Source organism: Kitasatospora sp. NPDC048365 (assembly GCF_043200835.1).
Lineage (GTDB): Bacteria > Actinomycetota > Actinomycetes > Streptomycetales > Streptomycetaceae > Kitasatospora > Kitasatospora terrestris.
This window is the reverse complement of record NZ_JBICYJ010000013.1, coordinates 100,022-111,380: the sequence shown is the minus strand read 5'-3', so window position 1 is coordinate 111,380 and position 11,359 is coordinate 100,022. Positions and strand designations below refer to the sequence as shown.

Genomic DNA, 11,359 nt, shown 5'->3' with positions numbered 1-11,359 from the left:
CGTACTTCGAGCTACAGGTCGATCACCTGCGGGTGGCCACGGCCCTCCCCGAGGGTCGCCTCCGCTGTCAGCGAATCCGGCCGGTGCCCGGGTGGCCGTCGTGATGGGGTGGCGGGATGGAGATCCTGATCCTGGGCGGAACGGCATGGGTGGGCCGGGAGGTCTCCCGGCAGGCGGTCGAGCGGGGCCACCGGGTGACCTGCCTCGCGCGCGGCGAGAGCGGCGGCGTCGCGGCCGGTGCGACCCTGGTGCCCGCCGACCGGCGCGACCCCTCGGCATACGATCCGCTGCTCGGCCGCGACTGGGATGCCGTCGTCGAGGTGTCGTGGCAGCCGGGCTTCGTCCGCGACGCCCTCGCGCGACTCGCCGACCGGGCCGGCCACTGGACGTACGTCTCCTCTGTCAGCGCCTACGCCTCCCACGGCGCTCTCGGCGCGGACGAGTCCACGCCGCTCCTCCCGCCGACCGCCGGGACGGAGGTCGACCGCGAGCTGTACGGCGAGGCGAAGGTCGCCTGCGAGCAGGCGTCGACGGCCGCCGCGGGCGACCGCCTGCTCATCGCCCGAGCCGGACTCATCGGCGGCCCCGGCGACCACAGCGGACGCTCCGGGTACTGGGTGGCCCGCGCCGCCCGCGATCCGCAGGGGCCGATGCTGGTGCCCGATGCCGCCGCGGACCCGACCCAGACCGTCGACGTCCGCGATCTCGCCGCCTGGCTGCTCGACTCCGCGGAGCGGGGGACGGTCGGCACCTTCGACGCCGTCGGCCCGGTGGTGCCGTTCGGCGAGTGGATCGAGCTGTGCCGGGCAGTCGGTGGGCACACCGGGCCAACGGTCGCCGCCGACTCCGCGTGGCTGCTGGAGAACGGAGTCGCCCAGTACATGGGACCGCAGTCGCTGCCGATGTGGCTGGTCGAGCCGGGCTGGGAAGGCTGGTCCGCCCACACCGGTGCCGCGGCCCGCGCCGCAGGTCTGCGGCACCGGTCCCGGTCGGAACTGCTTGCCGACACGCTGCACTGGGAGCGCGAGCAGGGCCTGCACCGCGACCGCCGCGCCGGCCTGGACGCCGAGCGTGAGCGGGAACTGCTCGCCGCCCTGCCGCGGTAGCAGGGAGCCTTCAGGGACGGATCTCCAGGGCAGCGACTACAACGGGTTCGCCGACGGGCAGGGGCCCGCGGCGATCAGACAGGGTCGCTGTCGCGGCCGCTCGGAAGACGGGAGCCGGCCTTGTTGAGGGAGCGCAGGGCAACCAGCAGGAAGCCGATGTCGTCGAGCAGGACCGGGTCGGGCAGCAGGTCCACCGGGCTGACCAGGTAAACGATGGACGCCCAGAACAGCACCTTGTTCGACATCGGGATCCCCGATGCCCCGAGCAGCTTCCTGGCCCGGACGAGTTTCACCACCAGGACGGCCGCGAGCACCACGGTGACCACGACCGCCGCGCCGGCCAGCCACCAGAGCGCGCCGTCGCCGTTCATCAGTGTCCCTTCATGGGTGGACACCCCTCTTTCAGGAGAGGGGAGGATGCCGTCCGTTCAGCCTGAGCTCGGTGTGCGGTCCTGCGAGAGCCTGCCGCTGTTCGGTGCATCGGGCAGTCCGGGGTACGCACGGGAGGCGGGTTCGTCGGAGCGGGGCCTGCGCGTCTGCCTGACGCTTTTGCGGCACAGTTGCTGCGCCTGCAGCCGGGGCGTCAACCGATGTCGATGCCGGTGACGGCCGGGGTGCCGACGCCGATCGCGTCGTCCGGGTACCCGGCTGCGGCGAAGGCGCGCCGGGTCAGGTCCAGTGCCACTTCGCCGGCGGTGCCGTGGTCGGGCGCCTCGACCTCCAGGCGCAGTACGAATGTTCCCTCGGGCTCGTCCAGTGTGAGGACGTCGAGGTCGGGGACGCGGGTGCCGACCTCGTCGGGGTCTGCCGGGTGGACTGCGGCCAGCAGTGTGCGGCGCTGCGACTCGTCGAGCGGGTGTCGAAGGGTGCCTGGAACGGTGATCACGTAATTTCCATGGTGTGTGTCTCACCCGTCGGTGCGGTCGAAAACCCTCCTGCGGGGGTGATCACTCCCGCGGGGGGGGGTGGCGTCGACGTGAAAGACGTCGATGTTCTGGACGGCGACTCGGACTCATCGGCGCGCCGGGGCGGAGGTTCGGTGTCACTTCGCCGGGCGCCGGCGGGCGGGCCTGCTTCGCGAGGCGATGGGCGTGGCCCGGTGGTTCAGGCTCCTTCGACGGCGGGGGCCGGGACGGTCCGGGGCGCGGGCCCCGGCAGGTGTCGGCCTTGCAGGCTCTCGACGACGAGGGGAGGACAGCTGGGGCAGGAGGCGCGGTTGCCGACCCAGCGCCAGCCCTTCGCCCACATCGAGCGCCGCCAGGTGCGGGTCTCCTCGTACCGGTCCCCCTCATCGTCGTGGACCACGAGGTCGGGTGTTGAGACCTCGGTGGCGAGGCAGTCGCCGATCGAGCAGGACACGGTGTCGTGGCGGTACGCGGTGAGCATGGTCCCGCATCCTGCCAGGCCGCGGCACGGCGAGCCGTCAACCGGGCCGCGGACCGACGGCATTTTCTGACCGGAGATCAGGACGGGATCCCGCGTCAGCGGGGCGCGGGCGGCGCGGAGTCGGCGGGACCCGGCGGTGGGCCAGGTAACCGCCGGCCTCCCGATCACCGACCGGCGCAGAGGGGCCCGCGCGAGGTGGGCTCCTGCCCGACGGCCGCCGGGCCGGCGGCCGGTCCCCGTTCGGTCCTTCGTCAGTAGCTGATGGTCATCCGGAGGTTGGGCTTGTCGATGACGTGGTTGCCGCCGATCTGGTCGTCCGCCGTCCCGGCCGGGTGGAGCGTGATGGTGGGCCGGGCGTCCCGGGCCCCGTCCCAGTGGCGGATCCGGTCGCAGAGGCGATCGGCGAGGTCCTGCCGGCCGGGCCACGGCCCGTAGCGCCGAGTTCGAAGCGAATCGCGCCCTCGCTCTCGCGGCGGGTCGGGGTGAGGTGGGCGAGGGAGTCGCCCTCGGCGAGGGCGGGGCTGCGGCCTGGGACAGCGGGCCTGCACAGGCCCCTGTCGATGGCGGCCCGGTCGGCGGCGATGCGGCAGGTGTCCGGGTCGGTGGCGCTCAGCCGCAGCCAGACGCCGTCGAAAACTCGTCGCCCCGGACCGTCACGCCGGAGGCGAGGGCGGTCTTCGACTGTTCGAGGACGCATCGCAGAACGGCGGGGTCGATCGGCTGGTCGGCGTCTGTATGCGCTCGTGCCGGACTCCTCGGTGATCCACCTGTCCGATCCGCGGCTCGACGGCAAGCGACTGGTGACGGCGTGCGCGCAGGGGCACATGTCCAACGTGGTCAGGCGGATCGGGTGCCGGCCGTTCGTGGAGGCCGAGCTGTGGGCGCTGGCCGGTTGCCGTCTGGGCTCGGCAGCACTCGGCCTGGACGGTGCACCCCCTCGGGACGGCCGAGTTCCTGGTCCGGCTGCTGCGCGACGAGTTCGAGAACTGGCCGCTGAGCGACGTCAGCCTCAGAGGCGCTGGCACCGCACGGTTCCTGCACGAGGACGACGAGGATGGCGACGCGGACCCGGGGAACGGCCCCTGGGACCGATCCGGGCCGGGCCTGGCTTCGACCTCAACCCTCCGGTCACTCTCCGGAGTCGGCGCTGCCGTGGTTCGGAGCGCGGAAAGCTGTGCACAACAGCTGCTCGAATGCGATGACTTGGCCTCCCTGGCTGCGCAGCGAGCGGGTAGGGTGTCACGGTCCGCAGTCGGGGGGAAGGAAGCCGGGATGCCGGGAACCGCAGAGTGGGACGGGCTGTTCGACGGCATCGAGGAGGTTGCCGCGCAGACCGGGATGGCCCGGGCGTGGACCTACGGACTCTGCTTGCATCCTGCGCTGGACGTCCGGGTGCGGCTGGCCGCGGTCGAACCGATTCTGGTGGGGTACTCCGACCGGACGCACCCGCCGGAGGTCGTCGACGCCGCCGTCGCCCAGTCCGACTGGCGCATCCGCCGGGCATGGGCGGAGCACCAGCGAGGGATGAGCGTCGCGCAGTGGGTGCGGCTGATCGGTGACGAGCCCGCGGGATGGCGCCGGGACATCCTGCTGTACCGGGCCTCCTGGCACGCGCCGCGCCCCACCGCGCAGGACTTCGCGGGCTGGGCCGCCGACCCGGACCCGAAGGTGCGACTGCGGGCCCTGTACTTCCGCGGCATGCCCGAGCCGGTGGCCGCGGCCCTGGCCGCCGACCCCGACCCCGAGGTCCGGACGCTGCTGTGCGAACGCGGCTGGGAGTGGCTGGACGCGCACGCGCGGGCCCTGCTGACGGCCGATCCCGACCCGGAGGTGCGGGCGGCCGCCGAGACCCATGCCAGGCACGAACTCCCGATGTCCCGAGCCGAGTTCGACGCCCTGGACGAGGAGGAGCAGTCGGACGCGGCGAGCCTCCAGCACTTCGACGAGGACTGCCTGCGACACCTGCTCGACCACCCCGACGAGGAGGTCCGCCGCTACCTGGCCGAGAACGAGCGGCTGACCCCGGACACGCTCGCCGTCCTGGCTCGCGACCCCGAGGCGATCGTCCGGTCCCGGGTCTCGGTCCGCCCCGACGCCCCCGAGGAGTTGCGCGCCGAGATCGAGCCCGGCCTGCCCGCTCGCGTGCCGGGCTGGCAGATGCACTGGGTCGAGGACCAGCACGGCGATCCCGTGGCGATGCGCCGGCTCGCTGCCTCCGCGAGCACGGCCGTCCGGAAGGCCGCCGCCGGGGCCCGGACGCTGCCGCCCGACGTCCTGGAGCTGCTCTCCCGCGACCCCGCGGCCTCGGTGCGGTACGCCGTCGTCCACCACAACGAGGCACCGCCCGCCGAACTGCTGCTGGAGGCCGCCCTGAACTGGACCTTCCCCTGGTCCGTACTGGACCGCCCCGACTTCCCCCGCGAGGCGCTGAACGGCCTCGCCGACCACCCCGACCCGAAACGGCGCCGACTCGCCCTGTACGCCGCCGACTGCACCCCCGAGACCGTCGAACGCCTCGCCACCGACCCGGATCCGATGGTGCACGGCCCCGCCGCGGCCGACCCGCGCCTGTCCCCCGCCACCGCACTGCGCCTGCTCGCCACCACCGAGGCAGACTTCCGGGCCACCCAGGAAACCAGCGGCCTGCCCGTACCCGCCACCTACCGGCTCCGCACAGCCGTGATCCGCAACCCGCAACTGCCGGTCCCCACACTCACCGCCCTGCTCCGCGACCGGGGCTCGGCCCAGGACGCGGCCGCCAACCCCGCGATCCCGGCCGCCGTCGCACACCGCCTGATCGACCTGGCCACCCACCACCTCTGAGCCGCAGCGACGCGATTGCGCCCGACGCCGGCCGAGCCGGCCTCGACCTCCGCTGCCATGTCCGGACGGTGATCGACCAGATGCCGGCGCCGGTCGGCAGCCGACGGGCAGCGGCAGCAGGGTGTTGACGATCTCCGCAGCTCCACCCGGGACGTCCGAAGCCGGCAGAGTGACGGCTATCCCGGGCTGCCGTCCGACGCGAGAGTCCCGGAGACGACGAACGACGGCCCGACGGGCAGGCCGAGCCTCGCCGCCCAGGCCAGCGCATCGGCGAGAGTCGCATCGCCTTCGACCAGGCGGGCGGCAGCCAAGGAAGGCGGGACTTTCCCCTCGTTCAGCAGGACGTCCCACTGACTGCCGGTGAGGGCCAGGTAGCGCAGGTTCGGAAACTCCGCGAGCACGGTCAGGTCCTCAACCACAGCCTGGCACAGGTTCAGGCCGTGCAGATTCGGTGCCGTACGCAGTGGGGTGATGTCGGCCGGGGTGGTGGTGGCGAGGTCCAGGGAGCCGAGGTGCTGGTGGCCCTCGAGCGGGGCGAGGTCGCCTCCGTCGAGACTGACGGCCAGTGACTCGATGGGCAGGTCCCGAATGGGGGCGAGGTCGGTGACAGGGCGGCGCTTGAGTCCGAGCTCTCGCAGATGGGGTGCAGCGGCGAGCGGGGAGAGGTCCAAGGGGCCGACAGGTGCGTCGACCGGGATATGGACGGTCTGGAGATCAGGCGAGACGACACGGGGGATTCCGCCGGACTGCCACTCGGGCTTGGAGCCGGAATCACGTGGACCCTCCAGGAAGTCGATGTAGTCGACGTCGTCCTCCTCGACCTCGTAGGCGCCGCGGTCCAGCAGGTCCAGGTAGCGGGCGAGGAGCGAGGTGACGGAGTCGCAGACGTAGAGCGGCCCGTCGTAGTAGTCGCGCCCGATCTGGATCACTTGTCCGGGCTGTCCGGCACGGGCGGGGGACATGTCGACCGCCAGGTAGTTGCCGTCGTCGGCGGTGGCGAACGGGAGCCACCCGGGGTGCTCGAGGCAACGCCGGACCATGCCGGGCGGGTAGGTGTCCAGGACGACGGCGTCCCAGTGGTGCTCCCAGCCGGTCCACACAGGTTCCCGCAGGTCGGCGTTGTCGGCGACGAGCCGGGCGAGCGGCATCCAGCCGAGGTTGCCGAACAGGCCGCATGCGTCGTCCCCGCTGCCGTCGGCGAGCAGGTAGAGCGCTCGCAGGTCGGCGGGAAGCGGTCGGCCGAGGCGGCGCTCCGCGTCGGCGAGGTCCGCCTCGGTCACGGGCGGCGGCAGTGTCTCGGAGCGTCCCAGGATTTCGGCACGCCGCTCCAGGTAGGCGCGGAGCCGGGCAAGCACCAGGTCCGGGTCGCCCGCCGGGCCGGCCGTGCCCTCGGCCTCGGTGTACCCCGGCGGAACGAGCCGGTAGTCCTGATCCAGCACGGCCAGGAAGCCCGGACGCTCTCCGCGCAGGCGTGAGACGACGTCGCGGGACGCGACGAGCATGTACTCCCCCGACGGCCGGCACCGTACTTCCAGCCTGGTGCGTTCCCAGCCGCGGGCTGCACCCGCCGCAGCCGTCGCGTTACTCAGGTCCTCCAGGCCACGGGCCCCGTGGAACTGCCGCCGTGTCGCGTCGGAGAGAACGTACTCACCGGAGATGTCGCGACCGAAGTGGCCCTCGAGCACCGCCTCTGTCCACCCTTCTGGCGCCCTCTCCGCGATTGCCCCCACCACACGCACGACGGTTTGCTCGATCAACCCGGCCATGTTTTGTTCCGCTTCTGTCGACAATCCGCTGATCATCGCAGGGGGCCACGACAGACAACGGTCACCCGTGCGCGGAGGAGCACTTGGACGCTTCGGGTGGTGACACCGCCGGTGTGTGGACAGTCAGCGGCGGCCGCGCGCGGTATCCGAGGGCGAGCGTCCGTAGGCCACCCGTTACTGACGTCGGCGCGTCAGGGTGAACTGTTCCAGGCGATCCGCATGCCGTCGGGCAGAGCTGGGACAGCCCGGGTACTCATGTCCACAGAGTGAGCAATCCTGGGGAATCATGACGGGTGACCGTCACGACGCGGTCGGCCCGGCTCGCCGCATCCGGCGCGAGAAGATGACGGCTCGGTGGGGCCGCAATGCGCTGTGGGCCGCCATGGGCGGCTTTTTGCTGATGGTGGCGGTGTGCTCCCTGATTGCGCTCACCGATGACCCCGGCGGTGGCAGGCCGTGCCCGCCCGCCAAGGTCTGTGGTTTCGTCCGTTGAGCTTGCCGAACAGGCCAAGCGAACCCGACCGGCTTGCTCGGCCCCTCCGTGACCTCGTGTCCCGCCCCAACGAGCACGCACCTCAGTCGGTAATCCGCGCTGTCAGAAGATGCGGAATGTCCGGACGGTGCGCTGAGGATTGCTGCCGAGGACCGCGACCGCCCGCGTGTGTCCAGGGGTGCCGGGAACGGTGCGGGAGGCGGGGAGGGCGGCAGGGTCAGGGCGGGGGTCAGCGGCGCAGGGTGACGGGCAGCGCCTCCAGGCCGCGCAGCATCATCGAGTTGCGCCAGCGCAATTCGCGCTCCTGGCAGGCCAGGGTCGTTCCGGGGAAGCGGGCGAGGAGCGCGGTGAGCGCGATCTCGGTCTCCAGCTTGCCGAGCAGGGCCCCGAGGCAGCGGTGGATGCCACCGCCGAAGGCGAGATGGCCGGCGTCCTGGCGGTCGAGGACGAGGCGGTCGGGGTCCTGGAAGCGCGCCGGGTCGCGGTTGGCCGCGCCGAGGGACAGCAGCACGAACTCGTCCTGCGGGATCTCCACCCCGCCGACGTCCACCGGCTCGGTGGTGAAGCGGGTGGTGGCCATACAGATGGGAGAGTCGTAGCGCAGAAACTCATCGACGGCGCCGGGCATCCGGGTGGGATCGGCGCGCAGCCAGGCGGCCTGGCCGGGATCGCGCAGCAGTGCGAGGCACGAGGTGCTCAGCAGGTTCACGGTGGTCTCGTGCCCGCCGATCAGCAGCAGGGCGACCATGCCCACGATCTCGTCGTCCGTCAGCTCCCCGCGCTCGCGGGCCGCCATCAACTCGGTGAGCAGATCGGCGGGACGGTCATTGCGGCGGATACGCCGGTCGGCGATGGCCAGGACGTACGAGCCCATCTCCTGGACGGCTCGCAGGACCGCCGCGTGGTCGCCCTCCTGGGTGACGATGGCGGTCGACCACTCCCGGTAGAGGTCGCGGTCCTCGGGCGGGAAGCCGAGCAGTTCGCAGACGACGAGGATCGGCAGCGGGAAGGCGAAGTCACGTACCAGGTCCACCGTGGCGGTGGTGGTGCGGGTCGTGTGGCGCGCGGCTGCCGCGTCCAGCCCGTCGAGGAGTTCGCGGGTGATGCGCTCGACCATCGGCCGCATCGCCTCGACCCGCTTGCGGCTGAACGCCGCCTGGACCACGCGGCGGAGGCGGGTGTGGTCGGGCGGATCGCTGCTGAGCATATGGGTGATCTCGGCGCCCAGGTTGACGCCCTCGACCCGGCTGTCGGCCAGGGCCTGGGCGCGCCGCACATCCTGCGCGAAGCGGGGGTCGAAGAGCGCGGCCCGGACATCGGCGTAGCGCGGGATGATCCACAGCCGCAGGCCACCGTCGCTGTGCAGCACGGAGACCGGGGCCGATTCCCGCATCCTGGCCAGGGTCGGGTACGGGTCGCTGAGGAACGTCGGCGGGTCGTGGCGCGGTTCCGTCGTCTCGGGCTTGTCCGGCCGGTGCTTCTCCGGCCGGGGACTGTTCGTCCGGGGTGCTGCCGTAGCTGTGGTCATGATGTTCTCCTGTCCTCACCGGCGCGGCCGGCGCCGCGGCGGGGTGCCGGGCATGGCACCCCGCTACGGCGCTGTTCGGGCTCACTGCAGAGGCGACTACTTCTCCGTGTTCTCCTCCGTGCGGGTGGGGCAGCTCCGTGCCGGGCCGTTCGGCCGGACCGGGACCGCCTTGTTCAGGGAGGACCCGGCCGGCGGAATGATGAGTCCGCGCTCCCGCTCGGTGGCGCTGATGGGGTCGACGCGCAGTCCGTGACGCTTCATGGGATTGACCTTTCTTCGGTGTGATGGACGGGGTGGTGCGAGCCGGTCCGTCCGCTGTCGCGGCGGTCGGCGGTTCTGGGGGAGGCGCGCAGCGCGTCGTCGGCGTAGCGCACCATGGCGGCCCACGCGGCGGCGTGTCCGGCCGGGTCGCGGCCCACGTCGTGTCCGCCGCCGAGCCACTGGACCTGATGCGGGACGTCGCGGCGCCGCAGCGCGGCGAGATAGCGCTCGATCTGTTCCGGTGGGCACTTCTCGTCGTCCGCCGAGGCGGCGAGGAAGAGCGGGCCGCGTACACTGCCCACATAGGTCATCGGGCAGGCCGCGCGATAACGGTCTGGCACCTGCTCGGGGGTGCCGCCGAAGAGGCGGTCGTCGACCTCCCGCAGCGCGGGCGTCGTCGCCCGGTACGCCGCCGTGTAGTCGGCCACCGGGACGACGGCCAGCCCCACGTCCCACAGCCGGGGCTGGACGCCCATCGCCAGCAGCGTCAGATAGCCGCCCCAGGAGTAGCCGCACAGGCCGGTACGGCCCGGCTCCGAGACTCCCGCGTCGATGAGGTGGCCGCGCACCGCGGCGAGGTCTTCGAGCTGGGCGAGACCGACCCGGTGGCCGAAGTCGTCCCGCCAGCGGGGGCCGTAGCCCGTCGAGCCGCGGTAGTTGGTGCGCACCACGGCGAACCCGGCCTGGACCAGGGCCTCGGTCCGGGTGTCATAGGCGTCCCGGTCGTGGGTGTGGGGCCCGCCGTGGACGAGGAAGACCGTCGGCCAGGGGCGGTGGCCCGCCCTGCGGCCGGGCGGGGTGGCCACAAAGCTGTGGATCTGTCCGTACGGCCGACGTGTCCACAGCTCGCGGCGCCCGGATCCGGTCGTTCCGCCGGGCGCCGTGCCGCGTGACGCCGTCGTGGAGCGGCCGGAGCGGCCGGAGCGGTCGGAGCGGTCGGGACGATCCGGGGGTTCCGGGTGCTCCGCATTTTCCGAGCCTTCCGGGCCTTCCGGGCTTTCCGGGTGGCAGATCAGTGGCCGGGGCAGTTCGCCGTCGCGGCTCCACAGGCAGTGGACCGTGCGGTCGGGTGCGCAGGAGAAGTCGATGATCGTGCCCTCGGGCGTGGGAAGCACCGTCGTCGTACCGCGGTCGAGGTCGGCGCGCAGCAGGCGGCTGCGTCCCGCCCGGTCCTGCTGGACCAGCGCCGTGCGGCCGGGCCCGTACCAGCAGGCGGTGATCTCCGTGTCGAAGTCGAGCGCGGAGCCGGGACCGTGCGTACGGATCCCCTCGCCCTGCCGCCAGAAGGCCAGGGTGTAGCGGCCCGCGCGTTCGAGGACGAGCAGCAGTTCCGGCCGTGCGGTGGTGAGGTCCGGGCGGAAGCCCAGCGCCCACACCGCGCCGCCGTCGCCGTCCCCCGCTGTGCCGGGGATGGCATCCACGAGGACGCCGGAGGCCGGTGACCACAGCCGGACCGCGGCCGGTCCGGCCGGGCACCCCGCGGTGGCCAGCAGCCGGCCGCCGGGGGCCAGGCCCACCACTGCCGCATAGCCGGGCTCCTCGGCCACCAGGCGGGCGCGCTCGCCCGGCCGGCCGACGTAGTACCGCGAGCAGTCCCCGACCCCGACGCCGACGGCGGCGAGGCCGCTGCGGGGGTCGAAGGCCAGGCCGTGCATCCGCCCGGCGGGCACGCCGTCGAGCGCCGGGCGCGGGTGGCCGCCCTCGAACGGCCCGCGCAGCCAGCGGCCCTGACCGCCGGGAGCGGCGTCGAACCACCACAGGCCGTGGCCGTCCGGCTCGATGGCGGCGGTCTCCACACCCAGCGGTGCGGTGGTCGCCCGGCGGCGTTGATCCGTCGTCGGATCCCAGGCCACGATCTGCGGGAGACCGTCCACATACCGGGTCTCGACCGCTCGCCGCCCGTCACGGGCGGCGAAGGACGGGACGTGCACCGCCGGTCCGATATCGCCGCTCATCGCCGTCCCTCCCTTCGCTGGTGTCCGCTTCCGCCGCCGGT

General features: G+C 72.8%; 10 protein-coding genes. 3 read left to right on the top strand and 7 right to left on the bottom strand.

Translation table 11 applies throughout. The features are described from left to right. Window positions 1–116: 116 nt before the first annotated feature. Window positions 117–1,106 carry an NAD-dependent epimerase/dehydratase family protein gene (locus tag ACGFX4_RS16020; RefSeq protein WP_393073878.1) on the top strand — a complete coding sequence of 330 codons (990 nt, stop codon included), beginning with the start codon at window positions 117–119 and terminating at the stop codon, window positions 1,104–1,106. A 74-nt stretch (window positions 1,107–1,180) separates the two neighbouring features. Here the strand turns inward: ACGFX4_RS16020 and ACGFX4_RS16015 are convergent, their stop codons facing one another. From ACGFX4_RS16015 to ACGFX4_RS16005, 3 genes are all read right to left on the bottom strand, one after another. Beyond that, window positions 1,181–1,477 (bottom strand): hypothetical protein, encoded by a 297-nt coding sequence (locus ACGFX4_RS16015; protein ID WP_393074118.1) that lies wholly within the window; start codon window positions 1,475–1,477, stop codon window positions 1,181–1,183. A 212-nt stretch (window positions 1,478–1,689) separates the two neighbouring features. Continuing rightward, complete coding sequence (locus tag ACGFX4_RS16010; protein ID WP_393073875.1) at window positions 1,690–1,992, bottom strand: hypothetical protein; 303 nt, start codon at window positions 1,990–1,992, stop codon at window positions 1,690–1,692. A 218-nt stretch (window positions 1,993–2,210) separates the two neighbouring features. Beyond that, a complete protein-coding gene (locus ACGFX4_RS16005) occupies window positions 2,211–2,492 on the bottom strand; it encodes a hypothetical protein (RefSeq protein WP_393073872.1) in 282 nt (93 codons plus the stop codon). A gap of 1,272 nt (window positions 2,493–3,764) precedes the next feature. Here ACGFX4_RS16005 and ACGFX4_RS16000 point away from each other — a divergent pair. After that, complete coding sequence (locus ACGFX4_RS16000; protein WP_393073869.1) at window positions 3,765–5,315, top strand: hypothetical protein; 1,551 nt, start codon at window positions 3,765–3,767, stop codon at window positions 5,313–5,315. A gap of 176 nt (window positions 5,316–5,491) precedes the next feature. Here ACGFX4_RS16000 and ACGFX4_RS15995 read toward each other — a convergent pair whose 3' ends face one another. Then, window positions 5,492–7,117: an SMI1/KNR4 family protein gene (locus ACGFX4_RS15995; RefSeq protein ID WP_393073866.1), complete on the bottom strand. Its 1,626-nt coding sequence runs from the start codon at window positions 7,115–7,117 to the stop codon at window positions 5,492–5,494. A 250-nt stretch (window positions 7,118–7,367) separates the two neighbouring features. Here ACGFX4_RS15995 and ACGFX4_RS15990 point away from each other — a divergent pair, with 250 nt between their 5' ends. Beyond that, the gene (locus ACGFX4_RS15990; RefSeq protein ID WP_393073863.1) at window positions 7,368–7,574 is read left to right on the top strand and encodes a hypothetical protein; all 207 of its coding nucleotides are present in this window, start codon (window positions 7,368–7,370) and stop codon (window positions 7,572–7,574) included. Window positions 7,575–7,803: 229 nt separating this feature from the next. Here ACGFX4_RS15990 and ACGFX4_RS15985 read toward each other — a convergent pair whose 3' ends face one another. The 3 genes from ACGFX4_RS15985 to ACGFX4_RS15975 all read right to left on the bottom strand — a co-directional run bounded on the left by ACGFX4_RS15985 (window position 7,804) and on the right by ACGFX4_RS15975 (window position 11,318). Beyond that, window positions 7,804–9,102 (bottom strand): cytochrome P450, encoded by a 1,299-nt coding sequence (locus tag ACGFX4_RS15985; RefSeq protein WP_393073860.1) that lies wholly within the window; start codon window positions 9,100–9,102, stop codon window positions 7,804–7,806. Between the two features lie 96 nt (window positions 9,103–9,198). Then, window positions 9,199–9,363, bottom strand: coding sequence for a hypothetical protein (locus tag ACGFX4_RS15980; RefSeq protein ID WP_393073857.1), 165 nt, complete (start codon window positions 9,361–9,363; stop codon window positions 9,199–9,201). Further along, complete coding sequence (locus tag ACGFX4_RS15975) at window positions 9,360–11,318, bottom strand: prolyl oligopeptidase family serine peptidase (RefSeq protein WP_393073854.1); 1,959 nt, start codon at window positions 11,316–11,318, stop codon at window positions 9,360–9,362. The genes ACGFX4_RS15980 and ACGFX4_RS15975 overlap by 4 nt, the downstream gene beginning before the upstream one ends. Between the last annotated feature and the right edge of the window lie 41 nt (window positions 11,319–11,359).